Below are 23,986 nucleotides of genomic sequence, written 5' to 3'. Positions count from 1 at the left end.
TGATATTGGTGAAAATTTGGCGCCGCAAGATCAGGCGCGGGACGGCTGCAATGCGGGCGCTGTCGTGATCAATCCCATCTCGCTGAACAGCCTTTGGTACTCGTTCAGCGCGAGATCCTGCAGCGACCGGTGATGCTCGGAGTCGATTGTTATTTCACCGCCGGAAAATTCGAATTTGGCCGAGCTCATCCAATCTTCATATTGAAGTTTGATTGGCGATGCCGGACGCTCCGGATCGGAGGCTTCGATCGTCGAATGAATATCCGGTATTCCCGGCTCGCCTTGGGGGATCAGGCAAGTCCAGACAAGGCCATGGCGTTCAACAGCAGGAAACATCGTGATCCTGAAGCATTCCACCGTCTTGAGTGCAAGCTTCTCCGGAGCCTTGCGGCATTGCCCATCGGACCCGTAGCGGAGGCCGTGGTAAGCGCAGACCAGTTCGTCGTCTTCGATGCGCCCCGTGCTCAATGGCAGTCCGCGGTGCGGGCACATGTCCCGGCCGATGCGAATGCCATCCGGCATGCGATAGATGGCCAACCGCAGATTCAGCAAGATCACCTGCCTCGGCTTTGCCGGCACCTCGTCGACACGTGAGACTGGAAACCATTGCCTGGCCAGAACCGGCCAGTCTTGCTCGGAGAACGTGCAGTTCGGAGGCAAAAAGCCCTCGGGCAGAGGGCGCGAGGGGGGCGGTTCAACGGGCGGCATGGCTCGCTCGTCTTATTTGACCAGGCCGATCCGGATCCTCCGGTTGTGCTGCCCCTTGTTCTCGATCTTCAGGATGCGCAACGGTGCCGATTGCGAAGTCTTCGAAAGATGCGTTCCACCGCAGGCTTGCCGGTCGAGTCCCACGATTTCGATGATGCGCGTGGTGCCGTCGTCCTGGCTCGGCGGTGCTACGGACCGGCTGCGTAGCACCCCAGGTTCGCGCGAGAGTCCGGCGGCGTCGAGGTACACCGCATTCACCTGCAGCCCGTCGGAGATGAGGGTGTTGAGCTCTGGCTCGAGCTTGCGCAACTCGTTGTTGTCGGCCGCGGGCAAGTCGAAGTCGATGCGGGCCGTGCCGTCGGCCGCCATTTGCACGCCCGTTACCAGCGAGCCCTCGAAGCGCTGATAGACGAGCGCATTGAGGATGTGCAGGCCCGTGTGCAATTGGCTCATCATGAAGCGGAAATCCTGATCCACTTTGGCGACGACCTTGTCGCCGGGAATGGAGGCGGTTTCAGCTTCGTCGAAGATGTGCCACGCATTGCGACCCTCCGTTTCGACCCGGCCGATCTTGATTTCGCCACCATTCCATTGCAGCGTGCCGCGATCCGCCAATTGCCCGCCACCGCCCGGATAGAAGAAAGACCGGTCGAGAAGAACCGCATTCGGGCGGCGCGCTATGACATTGGCTTCGAATTGAAAGCAATCGGGTTCGATATGGCAGAGATAAGGAGACATGAATTCCTCGGTTGGCGAAACACTTATGAAAATCGTCGTGCGGTAACGATGCCGATCAGAATGATCACGGCCCCCGCAAACTCGGTGGCGCTCAGATATTCGTGGAACAGATAGGCGCCGAGCACGGTTGCAATGACAGGCTGTATCAGCAGGGTGATTGAAGAAAGCGCGGCCGGGAGCTTGGCCAGCGCATAGGCAATGAGGCCCTGGCCTCCGACATGTGACACGACAGCCAAGGCCAGCAGCATCAGCATTCCGTTGATCGTGTGCGGAACAAGCGACTCGCCGCGCAGGATCGTGATGGGCAGGAGAATGATCAACGTACCGACGCTGCTCCACGCCATGACAGTCATCGTTCGATAGTTCGAGCGCACGAGGCTGACTGCCAGAAGATACGAGCCATAAAAAACTGCGGTCAAAAGGCCTAACAGATTTCCTGCCATGTAGGTCGAACCAAAATCCAGCCGATGCCCGATCAGGATAAATGCGCCGGCCAGCGCAAACAGCATTCCGAACAGGAAGCCGGGCTTGAATTTCTTCCCCAGAAACAGGTTGGACCCAAGCACCACGAAGATCGGGGCAAGGTTGGCCAGAAGATTGGAATTGGCCAGCGTGGTCAGCGTCATCGACCAGTGATAAAGCGCCAGATTTCCGGAAAAGATGAATCCGACAAGAATTAGCTTGATCGGAATGGCCGGCATTTTTTCAGCGGGCGAGCCGGTCGTGCGCACGGGCTCGGCTCTTGCCGCAAGCATGTCGAGCAGAAAGAAAATCGGAATTGCCAGCGCAACCCGATAGACCGCGCTCGCGGTCGGAGGCAATTCGCTGTGGCGAAGAAAAACGCCGCCCAGCGCCAACGCCGCCGCGCCAAGCAGAAGCGCAACGAAAGAAAAGAAGTTTTTGCTTTTTGAAGCAACAGGTAGGGCAATAGTTGTCATATTTCGTTCCGGCACGACCGGGTCTCCATCGGTCGTGCCAGCCAGTTTGTTTTTTAAAGCATCAAAAGGGCAGGGCGAAGAGCTATCGCTATTCAAATCCCTCGATCACCATGAGCTGCATATCGGCTGCAGCACCCTTTCGCAATTCCTTTGCAAAAGTGTATTCCGGCGATTCGTAGAATTTTCTCGCCGCATCGGCAGATTTGAATTCGACAAGAACCACGCGCCGATCATCCAGAGCGCCTTCCAAATGCATGCGCTCGCCTCCCCGCGTCAGAAACCTGCCTCCGAACTTTTCTATGATCCCGGGCGTGAGTTGCTTGTATTGGTTGTATTGATCCGGGTCCACAATGGACATCCGGCCAATCAGATAGGCGACCATATGACAACCAGGCTTGGGGCCGCCGTTATACGTAAGCCACTTTTCTCTGCTCTGCGGCGACACCGGATTGCAGCAATGCCGCATCCAGAACGTCCCAGAGACCGGTCAGCGAATCGAGAAAATCGTCCGCGCCTTCGATGACCAAGTGGGCGTATTCGGTTTTCAAGGCGAGTTCGACCGCGGTGCGGGCGTTTTGCTCGTGGTGCTGCTCGGCGCCGACTTCGCCCCAGTGCTCCAGCAGGTAGTGCATTTCAGGCACTTCGAGGTCGGCGTTGTAGATGCCGCTGTCCACCAGGCAATACTTTTCGCCCGGAATCAATTGCTGGTTGGAGATCATTTCCAGCGCCAGCGTGGTGCCGAGATTCCGGTAGGTGTTTTCGATGTCCGTCATCTTGCGGTGATCGAAGACACCGATGGCCTTGCGGACTTGCGCGGTCAACCCGGTGTCCATGTCGTAGCCGGGCAGGGAGCCGAGCAACTGGTTGGAAAAGTCCTTGAGCTTCGCTTCGACCTTCTCCTGGTTGTAGAGGTCTGCAAACACGGGCTTTTCGGCCGACTGGTTGACGATGTATCCCGCCATCGTCGCCAGTTCAGGACCGTGGCCAGATTCGCTCTCGACGATTTCTTCCAGCAGCTCGCTCTGCCTGTGCAGCCCGTGCTCCTTGAGCGCATCCGGAAAGCTCCATCCGGGACGCGTGGACGCGCAGAAGCTCTGGATCTGGTGGAAAAGGGCTCCCACAACAGGAGGCTCCGGTTCGATCTTTACCCAATTCTTGAAAATCGGGTGGGAATAGCAACGATGACTTTTAACTCTCTCAACCAGATCGGAAATGGTAACGCTCATTTCGTGCTCCTAATTACAGTTGGTTAAAAAATGCCGTGAAAATTCAATTATTTACTGGCCATCAACATTCGCCCTCCAGGGTGATCAAGTATTTCGACCCGCACATTGGAAAAGCCCGCGCGGAACAATTTTTCAGTCCATTCATCTTCACTGAGAAGCTTTCTGGACATGAAATGATTGTGCAGATGATTGAATGCCGCGGCGAACGGCTTTTCCCAGCCGGATTGAGCAACAGGAATCGCATCGACGATGATCAGCGTGCCCTTGATTGCATTGGCGCAGCAGGCACGCAGCAACGAGTCGAGCGTTTCTTCTTCGGCGGGAAGAAGATCGTGCATGACAAATCCTGCGTGGATGATGTCCGCGTCCCTGATGAGAGAGGCATCTTCCGTGAGGATCTGGATGGGGGCAGTCACGAACTGGAGCCTGTCGCTCATTCCCGCTTCACTGGCTGCGCGAACGGCCTGTTCGGTGGCCGACGCGCTCAGATCAATTCCAACGCCTTTTGAGCCCGGAATTTTCCTGAGCATGCGGATCAGGAACCCTCCGGAGCCTGATCCAAGATCTACGATTTTCTTTGGTGCCATCGCGACGATGGCGTTTTCCGGCTGCGGATAGAAGGATTTTTCTCCCATCCATTTCGATGTGCGGGCGACCAGACCTCCGCTGCGCGGGTATTTGAGTTGAGCTTCTTCGTTGTTTTCCGAAAATTCTTTCGCGTTGTTGATCAAGGGGGCGCAAGCGCGGAGCGCCCAGGAAAGATATCCGACTTCATTGATCAATTCGTCGAAATTGCTGCCGGCCTTGTAGGTGGCGGGTGCTTTTTCATCCAACACCTCGATGATTCCGGCCTTGCTCAGGGAGTCGAGGTAGGCGGAAATCACCGATTCCTTGATTCCGCAGGATCGGGACGCCGTTGCAGCGTCCACGACCGGCGATTTCTGGAGAAATTCAATGATTCCGTACTCTGCACCTATTTCCAGCAGGATTGCGGAGCCTGCGAGGGAGGAACCAGTAATGCCGCGATCAACATTTTGCATGGGTCACCTGTGGGTTAAACACTATTGAAAACGAACTGATTACTTTGCGCTGGTCGAAACCATTTAGTTGCACGATAGTCAGCGCGGAGAAACCCGTATTGGTAAAAATTGCGGCCGGAAGCAATCGCGCCAAAAAGACGAATCCGAATTCCGCGCGAGCCGAGCGGAAACAAGAAGCGGAGGAAAGAAGGCCCTCAGCGCATGGCTCGAGGGCGGGGGGAGCGGCTTCTCAGCAGGTCCGGGCGCGGACGTACTGGAGAGGCGTCATGCCGAAGGTGCGCTTGAAGTGCCTGGTGAGCGCGCTCTGGTCGTAAAAGCCGCTCGCAACAGCGGCTTCGATCAGCGGCCGGCCGGCAGTGAGGTGACTGATGGCGGCCCTGAGCCGCAGCTGCGTGAGGTACGTGTGGGGCGTCAATCCGATCGTGCGGTTGAATGCGCCGATCAGCTGAAAGGGCGTCAGGTCGGCGGCCGCCGCCATCTGCTCGAGGGTCAATCGCTCTGCAAAAGAGTCGCGCAGCAGTTCCAGCACTGGCGCGAGCACGTTGGCATCTGCCGGCACCGGGAGCACGCGTTGTCCCGGCTGTGCGTGGCTCTGGAAGAGCGTTCCGAAGCTATGTACGAACAACTCCTGCTGCCGTAGAGGGTCCCATTGATCGCTGTTTCCGTCGTAGGCGCGATGAAGCTCCAGAAAGCTGCCGATGAGCTCCTGGTCGCAATAGATGTTCGATCCGAAGTACCGGGTCTGATCGATGCCCAGTGTCGTCATCAGATGCCTGATGCCCGGCTCGGCCAGATAGAGGGCGCGGTACCGCCATCGGGCACTGCCGCCCATGCGGCCCGAATGGGGTTCGGCCGGGTTGAAGACGAGGAGCGCCTGCTGATTGGCAATGCCCGTGCGGCCGCGGCTCTTGAATTCGGCGCCTCCAACCTCGGTGACCGCGATCACGAAGGAATGGTGCACGTGGGGCGCGTATTCATGCGTCGTGAAGTCCGCATGCAGCATGTCCATGCCCGGCATGCCGGGCACATGCCAGTAGCGCGATGTATTCAGAGGGTCCAGCTTGGCCAACGAAGCCTCCGTTTGGATCAGCGGTTGTAACGCTTTCAGCGTCCAACCGGTTGCATGGCACCTGAATGGTGAGCAAGGCTGTCTATTCCAGTGACTACGGCGCGATCTGGGGAGCGGGCGGGGCGGCGCCAGGTCGCTGTACCTTGAGCACGCAAAGACTGTGCCATTTTGCGGTCCTGGTGCGTCGGGTGCCCGGCCCGGGAAAGAACGGATTCAGGTTCACGAATCGCGAAGAATGATTCACTATGCCTGCAGCGCGGCGAACTTCTGGAGACCTTCATGAACATGCCCCTCGAAAGTACGGCTCTGGCGTTTCAGTTTCCCCTGGCCGATGGCGTCGAGACGCACAGGGTATTCAACCAGGCCAGTGCTTGCACCGGCCACAACGCATTCACAGGCGATGTGGCTCTACGAGAGCTCGTGGAGCGTCATGCGGCCTGGAGCATTCCTGACGCAACGGCGGTCGGCGCATTGGCGGGCAATGAAGAGGTGCAGGACCTTGCACGATTGGCCAACGAACACAGTCCGCAACTGCGCACGCATGATCGGTTCGGCAATCGCCTGGACTGGGTCGAGTTCTATCCTGCATGGCATCAACTCATGGCCCTGGGTTTCGCGCATGGCGTACCGAGCCTTGCGTGGACAACCAATGAGCCCTCGGGCCACCTTGCGCGTGCGGTGCTGAGCTACCTGTGGAACCAGGTCGAGAACGGCACCGGATGCCCCACTGGCATGGCATACGCTGCCTGTGCTGGTTTTGCGGGGCGGCCGGAGTTTGCACTCTGGAGGGAGAAGACACTTTCCGGTCGCTACGACCCGCGCCGCCTGCCGCTCCCGCAGAAAACGGGCGCCGTGATCGGCTACGCCATGACCGAGAAGCAGGGCGGCTCCGACCTGCGCCAGACGCAGACCACGGCCACCTTCGTCGGAACCGAGAACGGTGCTCGCATCTACAACGTGACGGGCCACAAGTGGTTCTTTTCGGTTCCGACTTCCGACGGCTTCTACACGCTGGCTCAAACCAATTCGGGCGTGAGCTGCCTTTTCGTTCCGCGCTTCCTGCCGGACGGCAGTGCCAACCGCGTTGCCGTGCAGCGCCTGAAGGACAAGTGCGGAAACCGCTCCAACGCATCGAGCGAGGTCGAGTTCAACAAGACCTGGGCGATGCTGGTCGGCGAAGAGGGGCGAGGCATCCGCGAGATCCTCTCGCATGCACACCTGACCCGCCTCGACTTCGCAGTGGGTTCTGCGGGCCTGATGCGCCAGGCGCTCACGCTGGCGATCAACCACGCATCGACACGCGACGGCTTCGGTCGCCGGATGGCCGACCTGCCCATGCAGACGAATGTGCTGGCGGATCTGGCGCTGGAAAGCGAAGCGGCCATGTTGTCGGCGATGCGTGTCGCACGCGCAACCGACAGCATGGAATCGAACGAACGCGAGCGGCTTCTTGCCCGCGTGGCAACGCCCGTGGTCAAGTACTGGAACTGCCAGCGTGCGACGTACTTCGTCTACGAGGCATTGCAGGTTCACGGCGGCAACGGCTTCATCATGGAGAACCCCATCGCGCGGCTGTACCGCGAGGCGCCGCTCAATTCGATCTGGGAAGGCACGACGAACATGATGTGCATGGACGTGGTGCGCGCGCTCGTCCGCGAGAAGGGCTCGCTCGAAGTCTTTCTCGATGAAGTCTCCCAGCCGGGAGTTGCCAACGCGGCGTATGCGAAGTTCATCGCCGGTCTGCGCGACGATCTTTCTGCGGGTGCAGTCGATGAGGGCAATTCGCGCGCCATCGTGACGCGCATGGCCCTTGCGCTTCAGGCGAGCGAGATGCTCAGGCACAGCGATGGCGCGGTGGCACAGCGCTTCGTCGAGTCGCGCCTGGGCGGCCAGCACGCCGGAGTGATGGGGACTCTGGCCACTGGGGCGGATCTGCGCGGAATCGTCTCTCGCGCTGATGTGTCTGAGGCGGCGCAGTCGGTATCCATCTGAAGGCTGGCCTCAAGCCGCCTGCTTCTCCCGCTGCAACGGCAGCCACAACACGAACCGCGTTCCCGTCGGTTTGGATTCCCACTGCACCACGCCTTTGATCGCCTGCGCTCGCCGCCGCTGGTTCTGCAGGCCTCGGCCCCCCGCGGACTGATTGCCCATCACCTTCTGGACGTCGAAGCCCTGGCCGTTGTCCTCGATCGTCACCTGCACGCCCGCGCCCTCCAACGAGGTGCCCACGCGTATCTCCGTCGCGCGCGTGTGCCGCAGGATGTTCGAGATGCTTTCCTGCACGATGCGCAGGATGTGCAGCGCACTCGACGGGTCGAGCCAGTCGAGGGCCGGCAGCTCCTGCACTTCCCACCGCAGCGAGACACCGGTGCCTTCGAGCCGCGGTTCCAGCCGGTAGCGCAGCGTGGCCAGCAGCAGCAGCAGGTCGGCTTCGATCGGCTCCAGCGAGTCGAGCGTGAGCTTCAGGTCGTCCAGGCAGCTCTTGAGAATCTGCGAGACCTTGTCGTCGCTCATGCCGCCGCCTTCGACCGAGCGGATGGCGCTGATCAGCGAAGAGCCGAGGCCGTCGTGCATGTCCTGCATCAGGCGCTGGCGTTCGTCGCTGATGGTCTGCAGGCGCTCGACCTCGCGCAGCCGCCGGTGGCTGAGCTCGAGTTCGGCCTCGCGCTTCTGCAGGCGCTGCGCAAGGCTCGCATTGAGCTGCTCGACTTCGCCGATGGCGTGCATGTAGCGGCGGTACATCAGCGCGCCGAAAACGCTGAAGGTGACGGCGTTGGTGTACGCCCCCAGGTACCAGCCTTCGGGGCTGATGAAGTTGTTCTGCAGCAGCCAGTCGGTCATGCCCAGCAGCACGCAGATGCCGATGCCGACCGCGACCAGCCGGCCTTCGGTGGAGCGGCGCCATGCGCTGACGCTACCCACCAGGCAGACCAGCGTGCCCATCAGCGCCGCGACAGCGTAGATCAGGGGCGTTACCTGCGGCGTGTTCTGCACGATGTTCAAGCCGGGCAGAGTGACGAGGCCGATGGTGGTGGTCGCCACGACCACGCCGACGGTCAGCCACTTGAGCTGCAGGCCGTGCAACTGGCGCAGGAAGAAGTGCACCACCATCACCAGCCAGAAGAGCGAGTTGACGGTCAGCCACGCGAACCAGTCATTGGCGACGGGCAGGCTCACGTAGAAGTGCAGTCCCCGCATGAAGGAAGTGGCCGCGAGGTTGAAGAACAGCAGGTAGCCCGTCTCGTCGCGGCGCCTGAACCACACGAACAGCGCGAACACGCCCACGGCCATGAATGCTGCGCCGAGCATCGCGGGCAGCTCCTGCTGCAGCCACTGGCGCATGCCGTGGCGCCCCCTGAGTGCGTCGATGGGGCCGATCCACAGCGACGACAGCGCCACTTGGGCGTTGCGGGTGTGCTCCAGTCGCAGGAGGATCTCGCTGGGCGGCTTGCTGTCGGCACTGTTGTCCAGCTGGACCCACAGCGGAGTGCGGGTGCTGTTCCACAACGGGCCCGACTGCTGCGCGCGATGGACCAGTTGTCCGTCGGCATAGACCGCGATGGTGCCGTCGGTCTTGATCCGGATGCCGTACAACGCCAGCGGCCCGGCATCGGGCGGCAGGCCGCGCGTGGACAGCCTGATCCAGGTCGTGCGCGTCGTCCTGGTGGAGGAGGCCTCCGCCTGGCGCAGCAGCGCGATGGGAAGGGCCAGGGGCAGTTCGACCCGCTTCCAGGTGTCCGGCAGGGCGCCGCTGTCCTGCTTCAACGGCGGAGTGCTGAAGCCCGAGGCTTCGTCGACCTGCCAGTCGGCGCGCGTCAGGTGCAGCAGCGAGTCGGATTGCTGCAAGCCGGCCGTCCCGCCCAGGAAGGCACCGATGGCGCCCAGCAGTGCCATCGACAGGACGAGCACCACGTTGGCGAAGAAGGGTGCGGGACGGTAGTTCAAGGGGTGTTCGGATGTGCCGCGCCCAAAGCTGATGCGGCAGCGCTTATGTAACCTATTTTCTCATTCTGTAACCATGCGCGCGATGTTGCTCGCACGGGGCTTCTCGGTATGGCCCCACTGATCCAGGTCAGCCGTAGTGCATTCACGACAAATGCGGTTCAAGAGTAACTATATGTATGGTTAAATCCCCGCAACTATCGCGAAGAAGACGAGGGATTGCATGAAGCTGCTGCTGAGCATTGCGTTCGCTGCCGTGGCCCTGGCCGGTTGCGCCAGCGCACCGACTACACCCACCGAGCCCGGAACGGGCAGGGGCACTTCCTATGTGCCCATGGTCGCCATGGAGGGCGTGGACAAGGTGCGCTACGACAACGACGTGGCCGAATGCCGCACGGCGTCGAACCGCATCACGGCGCGCAGCGAAACCGGCGACGCCATGTGGGGCGCGCTGGGCGTCGGCCTGATCACGGTGTACGGGCAGGGCATCGTCGCCGCGGCGTCGTACACCGGCATCACCGCCGCCGTCATCGACTGGAACGGCCGTCCCGACTCGGAGCTGATTGCCGAGCACCAGCAGATCGCCATCGTGCATTGCATGGCCAAGCGCGGCTATCGCAACCTCGACCCCAACGTGCGCGACTCGTTCTATGGCAACACCTTCGACCCCGGCGTCGTCATGAAGCCGCGCCGCACCGGCGTCGATACCTACAACGTCGAAACGCTCGCCAAGGCCGGCCGCTGCAACCTTCAGCCGCGCGCCGAACTCACGGCCAAGGGCCCCGGCTACGAAACCTACAACGTGCCTTGCGACAACGGCGGAACCTGGGCGGTGCGCTGCGAGTTCGGCAAGTGCCGCGTGCTGGCGCAGGCGCTGATCCGCCGCTCCTGAGCTTCGATGGGCCCGCGAGGGCCCTGCCTGCTCAGCCGTCGCTCACTTGACGATCATTCCCTTGAGCGCCGGGTCCGGCGGCGGAGCCTTGAGCTTCATCTGACGCATCGTCTTCACCAGCAGCTGCGCGATCATCACGTTGCGGTGCCGCTTGCTGTTGGCTGGCACCACGTACCACGGCGCATGGTCGGTCGAGGTGGCGCCCAGCGCGTTCTGGTAGGCCTGCTGGTAGGCGCTCCACTTGGTGCGCACCTCCAGGTCGTCCATGCTGAACTTCCATTGCTTGCCGGGCGTGTCGATGCGGGCCTGCAGGCGTTCACGCTGCTCGTCCTTGTCGATGTGCAGCATGCACTTGACCACTACCGTGCCGGTCTCGGTGAGCAGCCGCTCGAAGTCGTTGATCTGTGCGTAGCGGCGTTTTGCCTCGGCCTTGTCGATCCAGCCCTCGACCACGGGCACCAGCACGTCTTCGTAGTGGCTGCGGTTCCACACCATGATCTCGCCGGTGCGCGGCACGACGGCGTGGCAGCGCCAGAGGTAGTCGCGCGCGCGTTCGTCCACGGTCGGCGCCTTGAAGGCCGATACGCGCACACCCAGCGGCGAGGTGCGCGAGAACACCCAGCGCACGGTGCCGTCCTTGCCGCTGGTGTCCATGCCCTGCAGCACCAGCAGCAGCTTGCGCCGTCCCTCCGCGTGCAGCAGGTCCTGCAGCTCGTCGAGCTCGACGGCCAGCGCATCGACTTCGGCGCGCTGGGAGGCTTCGTCGCCCTCGCAGAAGGGCGTGTCGCCGGGGTCGATGTGCGAGAGCTTGAACTTGCCGCCGACGCGGTATTTCTTGAAGCTGGCCATGAAGCAGGACTCCGTGAAGAACAACGAAGCCGACAGCGTAAGCGATCGACCCGATGGATGGTCGTCAGCGGTCGTCGTCTTCAGGGGGCAGCGAGGCGCTCCAGCGGTTGTCCCAATCGGCATGCTGGCGTACCGCGCCGTCGAGATCGCGCCGGTCGCGCTTGGTGGGGCGGCCCTGCTCGATGGCCAGCGCCGGTTCGCTGCCCATGCGGCGCAGCTCCCGGAACGCGGCCTGCGCCGCCACGCTTTCGGCTGTTTCCTCGTAGAGCTGCTGCGCGACCGGTGCCGGTCCGCGCTGGCCGCTGAGGCCGAGCACCTTCACGGTTCGCGTCAGCGGGCCCATGCGCATGGCCACGGTGTCGCCCGCCTTGACCTCGCGCGAGGCCTTGGCGACGTCGCCGTTCACCTGCACGCGGTTCTTGCCGATTTCCTCCGCGGCCAGCGAGCGCGTCTTGAAGAAGCGGGCGGCCCAGAGCCATTTGTCGATGCGCAGACGGTCCATGGAGTGTCGGAAGTGGATTTCAGGAATTGTGCCGCGAGAGCGGCGCCGACGACAGCGGCAGGCGCACGACGGCGTCGAGCCCGATCACCCGTTCGGTGCCATCCTCCCCGGCCGGCGCACTGCGGTTGTCGAGGCTGATGCGCCCGCCGAGCGCCAGCACGATCTCGCGGCAGATCGCCAGCCCCAGCCCCGAGCCGCTCGACGTGCTGCCGGCGGAGAAGGGCGCAAACAGGCGCTGCCGCAGCTCGGGCGAGATGCCGGGGCCGCTGTCGCGCACCGTGAGCACCGCGTCCCCGCCTTCGGAGCGCACCGAGACCGACAGCGCGGCGCCCGCGGGGCTCTGCTTGATCGCGTTGTGCAGCAGGTTGCGCGTGAGCTCCTGAAGCATCCAGTGATGGGCCTGCACCGGCACGGGCTCGTCGATGGCGAGTTCGAAGTCGAGCGCCTTGTCGGCCACCAGCGGCGACAGGTCGAGCGCGATCTGCCGGGCCACCTCGCCGAAGTCGAGCGTTACCGACTCCGGCTGCTGGCGCAGTTGCTCCACCTTGGCGAGCGACAGCATCTGGTTGGCCAGCGTGGTCGCGCGCTCCACCGTGTGGCTGATCTCGCCCAGCGCCTGCTCGGGCGCCACGTCGCCGCGCTGCGCCGACTGCACCTGTGCCTTCAGCACAGCCAGCGGCGTGCGCAGCTGGTGGGCGCTGTCGCGCACAAAGCGCTTCTGGTGGTCGAGCAGCTGCTGCAGCCGGCCCATGACCTGCGTGGTGGCGTCGATCAGCGGCCGCAGCTCGCGCGGCGCGTCGGGCGCGTCGATGGGCGAGAGGTCGTCGGCCTGGCGCTTCTCGATGGCTTCGCCAAGCTCGCGCACCGACCGCGTGGCGCGCTGCACCACGAACACGGTGACCAGCGCGATCACGCCCATCAGCAGCAACTGGCGCCACAGCGTGTCGATCAGCAGCTTGCGCACCAGCGTTTCGCGCAACTCCAGCGTCTCGGCCACCTGCACCACGGCCATGCCGCGGCCGGTTGCGCTTGCTACAGGCTGCAGCAGCACCGCGACGCGCACCGGCTGGTTGCGGAACTGCGCGTCGTAGAAGTCGACCAGCGCCGCGTACGCGCTGCGGTCCGGAATGCGGCCGCGCCAGAACGGCAGCTCGGCAAAGCCCGAGATCATTTCACCGTCGAGCGCCGAGACCCGGTAGAACAGCCGGCTGCGGTTGTCGGCCTCGAAGGCCTCGAGCGCGGAATAGGGCACGATGGCCCGCAGCTGCGCCAGGTCGTCGTAGCCCTCCACGTCGAGCTGTTCGCCGATGGTCTTGGCCGATGCGAGCAGCGTGCGGTCGTAGGCCGTGGTGGCGGCCGCGAGGCTCTGGCGGTACAGGCTCACGCTGTTGATCACGATGAACACCGCAATCGGCGCGAGGATGCCGAGCAGCAGCCGCGCACGAAGCGAGGAGACGCGGGTCATGCCTCGGGGCGCAATAAATAGCCGAGGCCGCGCATGGTCATCAGCACCGCGCCGGTGCCCGCGAGCTTCTTGCGCAGGCGGTACACCACCACCTCGATAGCCTCGTACTGCACCTCGGTCTCGCCCGGAAACACCAGCTCGAACAGGCGCTCCTTGGTCACGGCGTGGCCCGGCTTCATCATCAGCGCCTTCAGCAGCGCCAGCTCGCGCGGCGTGAGTTCGAGCAGTTCGGCGCGGTTGTAGATGGCGCCGTTGTCGGGCTCGAAGCGCAGCCCGCCTATCTCCTGCGGGTTGAGCCCCGCGTCCGGTCCGGCAACGCCGTGGCTGCGCCGGCGCAGCGCGCGAATGCGGGCTTCGAGTTCGTCGAGGTCGAAGGGCTTGGGCAGGTAGTCGTCGGCACCGGCGTTCAGGCCGACGATGCGGTCGCCGACCGTACCGCGCGCCGTCAGCAGCAGCACCGGCGTGCGCAGGCCCTCGGCGCGTGCCTGGGCCAGCACCTGCAGGCCGTCGAGGTTGGGCAGGCTCAGGTCGAGGGCGACCACGTCGGGCTCGATGGCGCGCCACTGGGCGACGGCTTCGGCCCCGTCGCCGCAGACGCGCACGTCGATCCGGCGGCGCCCGAGGGTTCGCTGCAGGGTGATTTGCATCGAGGGGTCGTCTTCGACCAGCAGCAGCTTCATACGGTGGCGGCGGGCGTGTTTACTTTGGTGTTTTCCCCAGTCTGGCGGACAGCCAACTGACAGCAGGGCGGCGCATGATAGCGCTCAGCTAAAAGTCAGCTTCCTTTCAAGTTCCTTCCAATTCCAGGAGACACGCATGCGTCGCGACACCTTTCTGAAGTCTTTGGCCGCACTGGCCGCCGCCGGAGCGCTGCCGCTCTCGGCACGTGCTGCAGCCAACGTCAAGATGATGATCCCCGCCAACCCGGGCGGCGGCTGGGACACCACCGGCCGTGCGCTGGGCAAGGCGCTGAGCGACGCCAAGGTGGCCGACACCGTCACCTACGACAACAAGGGCGGCGCTGCCGGCGCACTGGGCCTGGCCCAGTTCGTGAACGGCTCCAAGGGCGACGCAAACGCCCTGATGGTCATGGGCTCGGTCATGCTGGGCGGCATCATCACCGGCAAGCCGCCGGTCAAGCTCGAGCAGGCCACGCCCATTGCGCGCCTGACCACCGAATACAACGTGTTCGTGCTGCCGGCCAATTCGCCGCTCAAGACCATGAAGGACGTGGTCGACCAGCTCAAGAAAGACCCGGGCAGCGTGAAGTGGGGCGGCGGTTCGCGCGGGTCCACCGAGCACATCGCCGCGGCCATGATTGCGCAGAAGGTGGGCGCCGATCCTTCCAAGATCAACTATGTGGCATTCCGCGGAGGCGGTGAAGCCACCGCCGCCATCCTGGGCGGCAACGTTACCGTCGGCGGCAGCGGCTACAGCGAATTCGCCGAATACATCGCCGCCGGCAAGATGAAGGCCATTGCCGTCACCTCCGCGCAGCGCCTGCCGGGCATCAACGTGCCCACGCTGAAGGAGCAGGGCATCGACGTCGAAATCGGCAACTGGCGCGGCGTGTACGGCGCCCCCGGCATCTCGGCCGAGCAGCGCAAGGCGCTGACCGACATGGTGCTGGCCGCCATGAAGAGCGCGTCGTGGGCCGAATCGCTCAAGAAGAACGACTGGACGCCGGCCGTGCTGTCGGGCGAAGCTTTTGCCAAGTTCGTCGACGACGACTTCGCCAGCCTGCGCGCCATCATGACGAAATCCGGCATGGTCTGAAATCGGCTCGCCCCCAGGCTGCGCGCACTTCGTGTCGCGCGCCAACCCCCTACCGGGGGCAACACCTGCGGCCCGGCAAAGCCGGTTCCGCGGTGTTTCTGGAAGGGGCACCCGTACTCCCACTCCAGGACAAAAAAATGACAACTCCAGAATCCTCGGCCCCTGCGCAACCCGCGGCCACTTGGCCGCAAACCCTGGTCGGCGTCGGCGTGCTGCTGACCGGCCTGGCGCTGGCCTTCGGCGCCATCGGCATTTCTTCCGAAGCCGGCTACGGCGGCGTCGGCCCCAACTTCCTGCCCTGGCTGGTGTCCGTGGTGCTCGTGCTGTGCGGCGGGTGGATCCTGTGGGAGGCACGCACCGGCGGCTTCCGCGAGCTCGATGCGCCCTCGGGCGCGGAGCATGCCTACTGGCCCGGCTTTGTCTGGGTGTCGGCGGGGCTGCTGCTCAACGCGGCGCTCATCACCACGCTCGGCTTCATCGTGAGCTGCACGCTGTGCTACCTGCTGGCCGTGCAGGGCCTGCGCCGCGCTAGCGGACTGGGCGGCGTCAACTCACCGCGCACCTGGCTCATCGACATCGTCACCGGGGCGCTGATCGCGGCCCCGGTGTTCTGGATGTTCACGCAATTCCTGGCCATCAACCTGCCTGGCCTCACTTCCACCGGGTGGTTCTGACATGGAAATCTTCAACGCACTCATGGCGGGTTTCGCCACGGCGATCACCCCGATCAATCTGCTCTGGTGCCTCGTCGGCTGCGCCCTGGGCACGGCCGTGGGCGTGCTGCCCGGCATCGGCCCGGCCGTGGCGGTGGCCATGCTGCTGCCCATCACCGGCAAGGTCGACATCACGGCCTCGATGATCTTCTTCTCGGGCATCTACTACGGCGCCATGTACGGCGGCTCGACCACCTCCATCCTGCTGAACACGCCCGGCGAAACCGCGAGCATGGTGACGGCGATGGAGGGCAACAAGATGGCCAAGAGCGGAAGGGCGGGCGCGGCGCTCGCAACGGCCGCCATCGGCTCTTTCGTGGCCGGCACCATTGCCACCGTCATCGTCACGCTGTTCGCGCCCTTTGTGGCCGAGTTTGCGGTCAAGCTCGGCCCGCCCGAGTACTTCCTGCTCATGCTGCTGGCCTTCACCACCGTGAGCGCGGTGCTCGGCAAGAGCACGCTGCGCGGCATGACGGCGCTGTTCGTCGGCCTGGCGGCCGGCTGCGTCGGGCTCGACCAGATTTCGGGCCAGGGCCGCTACACCGGCGGCGTGCCCGAGCTGCTCGATGGCATCGAGATCGTGCTGGTGGCCGTGGGCCTGTTCGCCGTGGCCGAAGTGCTGTACGCCGTGCTGTATGAAGGCAAGGTGGTCGAGGGCCAGAACAAGCTCAGCCGCGTGCACATGACCAAGCGCGACTGGAGGCGATCCATTCCCGCCTGGCTGCGCGGCACCGCCATCGGCACGCCCTTCGGCTGCATTCCGGCCGGCGGCACCGAGATTCCGACTTTCCTGAGCTATGCGATGGAAAAGAAGCTCGCCAAGGACAAGGACGCCAAGGCCGAGTTCGGCACCACCGGCGCCATCGAAGGCGTGGCCGGCCCCGAGGCCGCCAACAACGCCACGGTGACGGCCGCGTTGATTCCGCTGCTCACGCTCGGCATTCCGACCTCGAACACCACCGCGATCCTGCTGGGCGCGTTCCAGAACTACGGCATCCAGCCGGGCCCGCAACTCTTCACCACCTCGGCCGCGCTGGTGTGGGCGCTGATCGCCTCGCTCTACATCGGCAACGTGATGCTGCTGGTGCTGAACCTGCCGATGGTCGGCCTCTGGGTCAAGCTGCTGAAGATTCCGAAGCCCCAGCTCTACGCCGGCATCCTGATCTTCGCGACGGTGGGTGCCTACGGCATGCGCCAGAGCGGGTTCGACCTGTTCCTGCTGTACGCCATCGGCCTGCTGGGCGTGGTGATGCGCCGCTTCGACTTTCCGACCGCACCCGTGGTGGTCGGCATGATCCTCGGCCCGCTCGCCGAAGCGCAACTGCGCAATGCCATGTCGATCGGCGAGGGCAGCGCGGTGGTGTTCTTCCAGCGCCCGATGTCGATCGCGCTGGTCGTCATCGTGGTGGCCGTGCTGGTGCTTCCGCGCCTGGCCAAGCGCATGAGCGAACGCAAGCTGAAGCGGCTGGCACAGCTGGACGCCTGATCTTCCTTGGGGCACGAAAAAAAAGCTGCGGCAATGCCGCAGCTTTTTTTATTTCCGCCGGGGCGCCTTACCGCCCCGCCGCAGGCGTCTCGATCAGGTCGTCGTCGATATGCGGATCCACCGGCTGCCCGCGCAGCTTGCGCACGGTGCGACGAATCCAGTGCTCGATATCGTCGATGTAGGTGAACACGGCAGGCACAACCAGCAGGCTCAGCACCGTCGAGGTGATCAGCCCCCCGATCACCGCCATCGCCATCGGAGAGCGGAAGCTCGAATCTGCCGCGCCGAAGCCGACCGCGATCGGCAGCATGCCCGCGCCCATGGCGAGCGTGGTCATGATGATGGGCCGCGCGCGCTTGTGGCAGGCGTCGCGCAGCGCGTCCCAGCGGCTCATGCCGTGGTCGCGGCGCGCGACGATGGCGTACTCCACCAGAAGAATCGAGTTCTTGGTGGCAATGCCCATCAGCATGATGAGCCCGATCAGCGAGGGCATCGACAGCGCCTTCTGCCCGATCAGCAGCCCCACGAATGCACCGCCCAGGGCCAGCGGCAGCGCGCACAAGATGGTGACCGGGTGCAGGAAGTCCTTGAACAGCAGCACCAGCACGATGTAGATGCACAGCACGCCCGTCAGCATCGCGAGGCCGAAGCTGGCGAACAGCTCGGTCATGACTTCCGCGTCGCCTATCTCGGCGATGCGCACGCCCGGTGGCAGGTTCACGATCGACGGCAGCTTCGTCACCGCGTCCTTGGCGTCGCCCAGGCCCACGCCCGACAGCTCGATCTCGAAGTTCACGTTGCGCGAGCGGTCGTAGCGGTCGATGACGGCCGGGCCGCCTTCCATCGTGAGCGAAGCCACCTGGTTCAGCATGACCGGCCCGCGCGTGCCTGGCACTGCCAAGCGTCCGAGCAGGTCGATGTCTTTTCGCGCGGAGTCTTCCAGTTTCACCACGATCGGCACCTGCCGCTGCGCGAGGTTGAGCTTGGCCAGCGACTGGTCGTAGTCGCCCAGAGTGGCCACGCGCAACGTTTCGGCAATGGCGGAGCTGGTCACGCCCAGGTCGGCGGCGCGTGCGAAGTCGGGGCGCACGGCAATTTCGGGGCGGATCAGGCTCGCGGTGGAGGTGATGTTGCCCAGGCCAGGAATGGTGCGCAGGTCCTTCTCGACCGCGCTGGCTGCGCTGGCCAGCGCCACCGGGTCTTCGCCGGTCAGCGCCAGGATGTACTTCTCGCCCGAGCCGCCGAGGCCCACGGTGCTGCGCACGCCGGGCAGCGTTTCGAGCGCGGCGCGAATCTGGTTCTCGATCACCTGCTTGCGCGGCCGGTCGCCGCGCTCATCGAGCTTGATGGTGAGCGTGGCCTTGCGCGTCTCGGGCGTGCCGAAGTTCGCGAACGGGTCGCCGCCCGCACTGCCGCCGGCCACCGTGGTGTAGACGCTCTTCACGTGGTTGATCTGCATCACGCGGTTGCGGGTTTCCTCGGCGGCCGCGGTGGTTTGCGCCAGCGTGGAGCCGGGTGCGAGCGACAGGTAGATCTGCGTCTGCGAGTTGTCGTCCGGCGGAATGAAGCCGGTCTTGAGCAGCGGGATCATCGCTAGCGAGCCGAAGAAGAAGAGGGTGGCCAGCACCATCGTCTTGAAGCGGTTGTGCGTGCTCCACTCCACCGCGCGCATGTACCAGCGCAGCCAGCCGGGTTCCTTCTCGGCGCCGACGACGGGCTTCAGGATGTAGGCCGCCATCATGGGCGTGAGCACCCGCGCAACCACCAGCGAGGCGAACACCGCGAGCGAGGCCGTCCAGCCGAACTGCTTGAAAAACTTGCCAGCCACGCCGCTCATGAAGGCCGTGGGCAGGAACACCGCGATCAGCGTGAAGGTGGTGGCGATCACGGCCAGGCCGATTTCATCCGCCGCCTCCATGGCCGCCTGGTAGGGCGACTTGCCCATGCGCAGGTGGCGCACGATGTTCTCGACCTCCACGATGGCGTCGTCCACCAATATGCCGACCACCAGCGACAGCGCGAGCAGCGAGATCACGTTGACCGAGAAGCCCAGCAGGTGCATGCCGATGAACGCCGGAATCACCGACATCGGCAGCGCAATCGCCGAGACGAAGGTCGCGCGCCAGTCGCGCAGGAACAGCCACACCACGATCACCGCGAGGATGGCGCCCTCGTACAGCAGGTGCAGCGAGCCGTTGTATTCCTCTTCCACCGGGTCGACGAAGTTGAAGGCCTCGGTCAGCTCGATGTCGGGGCGTTGCGCGCGCATGTCGGCCAGCGCCTTCTGCACCGCGTGGCCCACTTCCACTTCGCTGGCGCCGCGGCTGCGCGCCACTTCGAAGCCCACCACCGGCTTGCCGTTGAGCAGCGCGGCCGCGCGCGGCTCGGCGATGGTGTCGCTCACGCGCGCCACCTGGTCGAGGCGGATGCGCCGGCCGTCGGTCAACACGATCTGCATGTCGGCGAGCTGGTCGGCCGACTTCACGGTGGCCATGGTGCGCACCGGCTGTTCGCTGCCGCCAAGGTCGAAACGGCCGCCCGCGCTTTCGGTCTGCACCTGGCGCAGCTGGCGCGAGATGTCGGCCGCCGAGGCGCCCAGCGCCTGCAGCTTGCTCGGGTCGAGGTCGATGTGCACTTGGCGCGTGACGCCGCCCACGCGGTTCACCGCGCCCACGCCGGGCAGCGCGAGCAGCTTCTTGGTGACGTCGTTGTCGACGAACCAGCTCAGTGCCTCGCTGTCCATGGCCGACGAGGCAATGGTGAAGGCCAGCACCGGCTGGGCCGCGAAGTCGAGCTTGGTGACGACCGGGTCGCGCACGTCGGCCGGCAGGTCGGCGCGCACGCGCTGCACCGCGGAGCGCACGTCGTCCACGGCTTCCTGCACCGGCTTCTCGAGGCGGAATTCGACGATCAGCGTGGCGGCGCCGTCCTGCACCTTGGTGGTGATGTGCTTCAGGCCCTGCACGGTGGCAATGGAGTTCTCGAGCTTGCGCGCGACGTCGGTCTCCAGCTGCGAAGGCGCCGCGCCGGGCAGCGACGCCGAGACCGTCACGGTCGGCAGGTCGATGTCCGGAAAGTTCTGCACCTTCATCGCGTTGAACGACAGCAACCCACCGAAGGTGAGCAGCACGAACAGCATCACCGCCGGAATCGGGTTGCGTATGGACCAGGCGGAAACGTTCATGGGCGTGTTCCTTTGAATTGCTTACTTGGCCGCGGCAGCGGAGGCCGCAGACCTGGCCGGCTGCGCCGCGGATGCGGATGCGGGCGCATCCACCACACGCACCAGGTCGCCGTCGTTGAGGAAGCCCGCGCCTTGCACGATCACCTGGGCGCCGTCGGGAAGCGCGCTGGTGATCTCGATGCGGTCGTTCAGGCGCCGGCCGATCTGTACCTTCAGCTGGGTCACCTTGTTGTCGGGCTTCAGCAGAAAGACGTTGTTGAAGCCGTCGCGCGGCACGATGGAGGCCTGTGGCACCGTCGGCGCCGTGCTGCGACCCAACTCGAAGTCGCCGCGCGCGAACATGCCGGCCTTGATGCCGGTGTTCTGCTGCACGTTGGGCAGGTCGACGTACACCAGCGCTGCGCGCGTCTGCGGATCGACCGTGGGCGCGATGCTGCGAACCTTGCCGCGCACCTGTGCGCCGCTGGCACTCACCACGAAGGCGGTGGTGCCGACCGCGACGCGGCTGAGTTCGGCCGAGGTCACTTCGGCGCGCCATTCGAGCCTGCCCTGGCGGATCAGCCGGAACAGCTCGGTGCCAGCCGACACCACGCTGCCCACCGTGGCGGTGCGTGCCGAGATCACGCCGTCGTCGGGTGCCAGCACCTGCGTATTGCGACCGCGCACCTGCTGCGCGGCCAGCACGGCCTCTGCCGCCTCGACGCGTGCCTTGGCGGTCTGCTCGGTGGTCTGGTACTGGTTGATCTGCTGCTGGCTCAGTGCGCCGGTGGCCTGCAGCGTGCGGGCGCGTGCGGCATTGCCTGCGGCGTCGGCAGCAGTGGCGCGGGCTTCGGCCAGGGAGGCGCGCGATTGCGCGATGTCGGCCTGCACCGTCTCGGGCGAGAACACCGCGAGCACCTGGCCCTTCTTGACCAGGTCGCCCACGTTCACGCGCACCTCGGCCAGCTTCAGGCCATTGGACTCGGAGCCGACCACGGCCTCCTGCCAGGCGGCCACGTTGCCGTTGGCCGCGAGCGTGAGCATCAGCTCGGTGGCTTCGGGCTTGGCGACGGTGACGGTCAGCGCGGGCTTGGGCGAGTGGGCGCCGTCCTTGGTCTTGGCTGCTGCGGCAGGATCGGCCGACTTGTCCGACGGCTTGCCGCGCGTCATGAAGAAGATCGCCGCGATGACGACGACCAGCGCAATCAGCGCGATGACGAGGGTGGAACGCTTCATTGATTTCATGGCGACGTCGCGACCTTGGTGGCCGGGGTGGAGGTCAGTGAGGACGATTCGGAAGATGGGGCCGAGGCCGACTGGCGGTTCCAGCCGCCGCCCATCGAGCGGTACAGCGCAACCCATGCCTCGGTGCGCTCGCGCTGCAGCGTGACGCGCGCGGTCTGCGCGGTGAACAGCGTGCGGCGCGAGTCTTCCAGCTCGAACAGGCTCGCGAGGCCGCTGCTGTAGCGGGCCTGCGTGGCGTCGAAGGAGGCCTGGTAGTTCTTTACCGCGGCGTCGGCATCGGTGGTGCGGGCGTCGGTGGCGTCGAGGTTGACCAGCGCTTCCTCGACTTCGCGCACCGCCTGCCGCACGTTGGAGCGGTAGAGCGACACGGCTTCGGCGTAGCGCGCCTTGGCGGCATCGATGTTCGCCTTGCGCGAGCCGCCGTCGAGCAGCGGCACGGTCAGCGAGATCGGGCCCACCGTCCAGGTTTCGAGCGACTGGCGCAGGCCATCGACGCGGTACTGCGTGCGCCCGATGGAGCCCGACACTGTGAGCTTGGGGTAGCGCTCGGCCTCGGCCGAGCCCACGTCGGCGCTGGCCGAGGCCACGCCGAGTTCGGCCGAGTACACATCGGGCCGCTGCGAGATCGCCTCGGCCGGCACGCTGGCGATGCTGCCCACGACCGGCAGCGCGCGCTGCGCGGGCGAGGCGGCGAGCTTCTGTTCGAGCGTGGTTTCGTCGATGCCGCTGAGCGCCACCAGCGCCTTGCGCTGCACCGCGCACTGGGCACGCTGCTGCGTGAGCCGGCCCGAGGCGTCGGAGGCGCTGGCGCGTGCCAGCGCGGCATCGGCCTGCGCGGTGAAGCCAGCCTTCGCGGAGAGGTCGTTGAGCCGCGCGGTTTCGGAGCGCGAACGCGCGTCCGCTTCGGACACGCGCAGTTGCTGCTGGCAGGCGCGCTCTGAAAAATAGGCGTTGGCCGTTTCGGCTGCCACCGCCACGCGGGCGTCGTGCCACTTGGCGTTGGCGCTGTTCTGCTTGGCTTCGGCGGAGTCGCGGTCGGCGCGCAGGCGGCCGAACAGATCGACTTCCCACTTCGACTGCAGACCGGCCTGAAGCGTGGTGATTGGCGTGCTGGCCGAGAGGCTGCTGCTCGAACTGCTGCTGGAAGAAAAGCCCGAGGTGCCGCGGCTGGCCGATGCCGTGCCGTCGAGGCTCGGCAGCAGCGCGGCGCCGGCCTGCACGCGCGTGGAGCGCGCTTCGGCCACGCGCGCCGCGGCGCTGGCGACGTTGGGGCTCGCAGCCTCGGCGGCGGCGATCAGCTCGACCAGCAGCGGATCGTCGAGCTGGCGCCACCAGTCGGCCAGCGACGCGAGCGAGCCGCCATGGGGCAGGGGAGCGTGCCATTGCGCGGGGACGGGCGCTTCCACCTGCGTCGGCGGACGCGTCAGCGAGCAACCTGCCAGGCCGATGCCCAGGCAGAGAGTGACGATCAATTTCAGTCGGAGTCTTCTCATCATTTCTTCAGCTTTCTCTCGGCGCGACGGCGGACCGCTTCGGCCTCCACCAGCGCCAGCGCGTAGCCCGTGAGGCGGTCGGCCCAGGTGTCGATGGCGCGCGGCGTGCGCAGCAGCGAAGGGCGGATGGCCTCGATGAAATCCTGGCTCACGTAGAGCTGCATCGACAGCCCGGTGATCGCGAAGGTCAGGCGGTGGATATCGTCGTCGGCCCGCTCCACCTTCAGGTGGCGGCACAACAGGTCGGCAATGGCGCGGTGCGGACCCTTGATGTCGCGCTCCAGCTCCTCGGCCCAGCGGCTGGTGGGCTCCAGCATCTCGCGCATGTGCAGCTGGATGCATTGCCGCACGATCTCGCCCTGCTTGAGCGGGTCGATCATGGACACCATGCACAGGCGCAGCGTGGTTTCGAGTGACTGGCCGGGCGCGTTGCAGGCGACGATCAGGTCGCTGGAGTCGCCGCCCATCGGCTCGCAGAAGGTGGCCGTGTACAGCCCTTCCTTGTCACCGAAGTAGTAGCTGATGGCCGAGATGTTGACTTCGGCCTCGCGGGCAATCTCACGCGTGGAGGTCTTGGAAAACCCCTTTTGCGCGAACAGCCGCAGCGCGGTGTGGAGCAGCCGGTGGCGTGCCTCGGCACCATCGCTGCGCGGTGCGCGGCGCGGGGCCTGGGTAATCGGGTCTCTCGCGTTCATGCCCGGCATTACACCACGCATGAAATCAAACGATTGATTTACTTAA

21 protein-coding genes are annotated in these 23,986 nt (G+C 64.9%); 5 read left to right on the top strand and 16 right to left on the bottom strand.

Annotated features, from left to right (window positions below; all coding sequences use genetic code 11):
* Positions 1-30 precede the first annotated feature (30 nt).
* The 7 genes from ACZYSP_RS04490 to ACZYSP_RS04460 form a co-directional block, all read right to left on the bottom strand.
* Complete coding sequence (locus tag ACZYSP_RS04490; protein ID WP_093073685.1) at positions 31-708, bottom strand: Rieske 2Fe-2S domain-containing protein; 678 nt, start codon at positions 706-708, stop codon at positions 31-33.
* 12 nt (positions 709-720) lie between these two features.
* The gene (locus ACZYSP_RS04485; protein WP_093073687.1) at positions 721-1,446 is read right to left on the bottom strand and encodes an alanyl-tRNA editing protein; all 726 of its coding nucleotides are present in this window, start codon (positions 1,444-1,446) and stop codon (positions 721-723) included.
* A 23-nt stretch (positions 1,447-1,469) separates the two neighbouring features.
* Positions 1,470-2,384, bottom strand: coding sequence for a DMT family transporter (locus ACZYSP_RS04480; protein WP_093073689.1), 915 nt, complete (start codon positions 2,382-2,384; stop codon positions 1,470-1,472).
* 88 nt (positions 2,385-2,472) lie between these two features.
* The gene (locus tag ACZYSP_RS04475; RefSeq protein ID WP_093073691.1) at positions 2,473-2,766 is read right to left on the bottom strand and encodes a DUF1330 domain-containing protein; all 294 of its coding nucleotides are present in this window, start codon (positions 2,764-2,766) and stop codon (positions 2,473-2,475) included.
* A 25-nt stretch (positions 2,767-2,791) separates the two neighbouring features.
* Entirely contained in the window at positions 2,792-3,610 is an 819-nt protein-coding gene (locus ACZYSP_RS04470; protein WP_093056417.1) for a hypothetical protein, read from the bottom strand.
* Between the two features lie 47 nt (positions 3,611-3,657).
* On the bottom strand, positions 3,658-4,650 hold the full coding sequence (locus ACZYSP_RS04465; protein WP_354336309.1) for a class I SAM-dependent methyltransferase: 993 nt from the start codon (positions 4,648-4,650) through the stop codon (positions 3,658-3,660).
* A gap of 229 nt (positions 4,651-4,879) precedes the next feature.
* Positions 4,880-5,719 (bottom strand): AraC family transcriptional regulator, encoded by an 840-nt coding sequence (locus tag ACZYSP_RS04460; protein ID WP_093073695.1) that lies wholly within the window; start codon positions 5,717-5,719, stop codon positions 4,880-4,882.
* 279 nt (positions 5,720-5,998) lie between these two features.
* On the opposite strand from ACZYSP_RS04460, the gene ACZYSP_RS04455 reads away from it, so the two are divergent.
* On the top strand, positions 5,999-7,711 hold the full coding sequence (locus tag ACZYSP_RS04455; RefSeq protein ID WP_177192733.1) for an acyl-CoA dehydrogenase family protein: 1,713 nt from the start codon (positions 5,999-6,001) through the stop codon (positions 7,709-7,711).
* Positions 7,712-7,720: 9 nt separating this feature from the next.
* Here the strand turns inward: ACZYSP_RS04455 and ACZYSP_RS04450 are convergent, their stop codons facing one another.
* Entirely contained in the window at positions 7,721-9,664 is a 1,944-nt protein-coding gene (locus tag ACZYSP_RS04450) for a sensor histidine kinase (protein ID WP_177192709.1), read from the bottom strand.
* 220 nt (positions 9,665-9,884) lie between these two features.
* On the opposite strand from ACZYSP_RS04450, the gene ACZYSP_RS04445 reads away from it, so the two are divergent.
* On the top strand, positions 9,885-10,553 hold the full coding sequence (locus ACZYSP_RS04445) for a hypothetical protein (RefSeq protein ID WP_093073697.1): 669 nt from the start codon (positions 9,885-9,887) through the stop codon (positions 10,551-10,553).
* 42 nt (positions 10,554-10,595) lie between these two features.
* Here the strand turns inward: ACZYSP_RS04445 and ACZYSP_RS04440 are convergent, their stop codons facing one another.
* From ACZYSP_RS04440 to ACZYSP_RS04425, 4 genes are all read right to left on the bottom strand, one after another.
* Positions 10,596-11,402, bottom strand: coding sequence for a PPK2 family polyphosphate kinase (locus tag ACZYSP_RS04440; RefSeq protein WP_093073699.1), 807 nt, complete (start codon positions 11,400-11,402; stop codon positions 10,596-10,598).
* Positions 11,403-11,466: 64 nt separating this feature from the next.
* Positions 11,467-11,904: an RNA-binding S4 domain-containing protein gene (locus ACZYSP_RS04435; protein WP_093056422.1), complete on the bottom strand. Its 438-nt coding sequence runs from the start codon at positions 11,902-11,904 to the stop codon at positions 11,467-11,469.
* Between the two features lie 19 nt (positions 11,905-11,923).
* The gene (locus ACZYSP_RS04430; protein ID WP_093073701.1) at positions 11,924-13,369 is read right to left on the bottom strand and encodes a sensor histidine kinase; all 1,446 of its coding nucleotides are present in this window, start codon (positions 13,367-13,369) and stop codon (positions 11,924-11,926) included.
* On the bottom strand, positions 13,366-14,049 hold the full coding sequence (locus tag ACZYSP_RS04425) for a response regulator transcription factor (protein WP_093056424.1): 684 nt from the start codon (positions 14,047-14,049) through the stop codon (positions 13,366-13,368). The genes ACZYSP_RS04430 and ACZYSP_RS04425 overlap by 4 nt, the downstream gene beginning before the upstream one ends.
* Positions 14,050-14,185: 136 nt before the next feature.
* Between ACZYSP_RS04425 and ACZYSP_RS04420 the strand changes: the two genes are divergently transcribed.
* The 3 genes from ACZYSP_RS04420 (at position 14,186) to ACZYSP_RS04410 (ending at position 17,344) form a co-directional block, all read left to right on the top strand.
* Entirely contained in the window at positions 14,186-15,145 is a 960-nt protein-coding gene (locus ACZYSP_RS04420) for a tripartite tricarboxylate transporter substrate binding protein (protein WP_093073703.1), read from the top strand.
* A 137-nt stretch (positions 15,146-15,282) separates the two neighbouring features.
* The gene (locus ACZYSP_RS04415) at positions 15,283-15,819 is read left to right on the top strand and encodes a tripartite tricarboxylate transporter TctB family protein (RefSeq protein WP_093073705.1); all 537 of its coding nucleotides are present in this window, start codon (positions 15,283-15,285) and stop codon (positions 15,817-15,819) included.
* Between the two features lies 1 nt (position 15,820).
* Positions 15,821-17,344, top strand: a complete 1,524-nt coding sequence (locus ACZYSP_RS04410) for a tripartite tricarboxylate transporter permease (protein WP_093056426.1) — start codon at positions 15,821-15,823, stop codon at positions 17,342-17,344.
* A gap of 67 nt (positions 17,345-17,411) precedes the next feature.
* On the opposite strand, the gene ACZYSP_RS04405 is transcribed toward ACZYSP_RS04410, so the two are convergent.
* Genes ACZYSP_RS04405 through ACZYSP_RS04390 form a run of 4 tightly spaced genes read right to left on the bottom strand, consistent with a single transcriptional unit; the run spans position 17,412 to position 23,949 of the window.
* Positions 17,412-20,528: an efflux RND transporter permease subunit gene (locus ACZYSP_RS04405; RefSeq protein ID WP_093073707.1), complete on the bottom strand. Its 3,117-nt coding sequence runs from the start codon at positions 20,526-20,528 to the stop codon at positions 17,412-17,414.
* Between the two features lie 21 nt (positions 20,529-20,549).
* The gene (locus ACZYSP_RS04400) at positions 20,550-21,752 is read right to left on the bottom strand and encodes an efflux RND transporter periplasmic adaptor subunit (RefSeq protein ID WP_093073709.1); all 1,203 of its coding nucleotides are present in this window, start codon (positions 21,750-21,752) and stop codon (positions 20,550-20,552) included.
* The gene (locus ACZYSP_RS04395) at positions 21,749-23,245 is read right to left on the bottom strand and encodes an efflux transporter outer membrane subunit (RefSeq protein ID WP_093073711.1); all 1,497 of its coding nucleotides are present in this window, start codon (positions 23,243-23,245) and stop codon (positions 21,749-21,751) included. Before ACZYSP_RS04395 ends, ACZYSP_RS04400 begins: the two co-directional genes overlap by 4 nt.
* Positions 23,245-23,949: a TetR/AcrR family transcriptional regulator gene (locus tag ACZYSP_RS04390; protein WP_093073713.1), complete on the bottom strand. Its 705-nt coding sequence runs from the start codon at positions 23,947-23,949 to the stop codon at positions 23,245-23,247. Before ACZYSP_RS04390 ends, ACZYSP_RS04395 begins: the two co-directional genes overlap by 1 nt.
* Positions 23,950-23,986: the final 37 nt, after the last annotated feature.

The sequence above is a fragment of the Variovorax sp. F042 genome (genome assembly GCF_057814215.1).
This window is presented reverse-complemented; position numbering and strand designations above follow the sequence as displayed.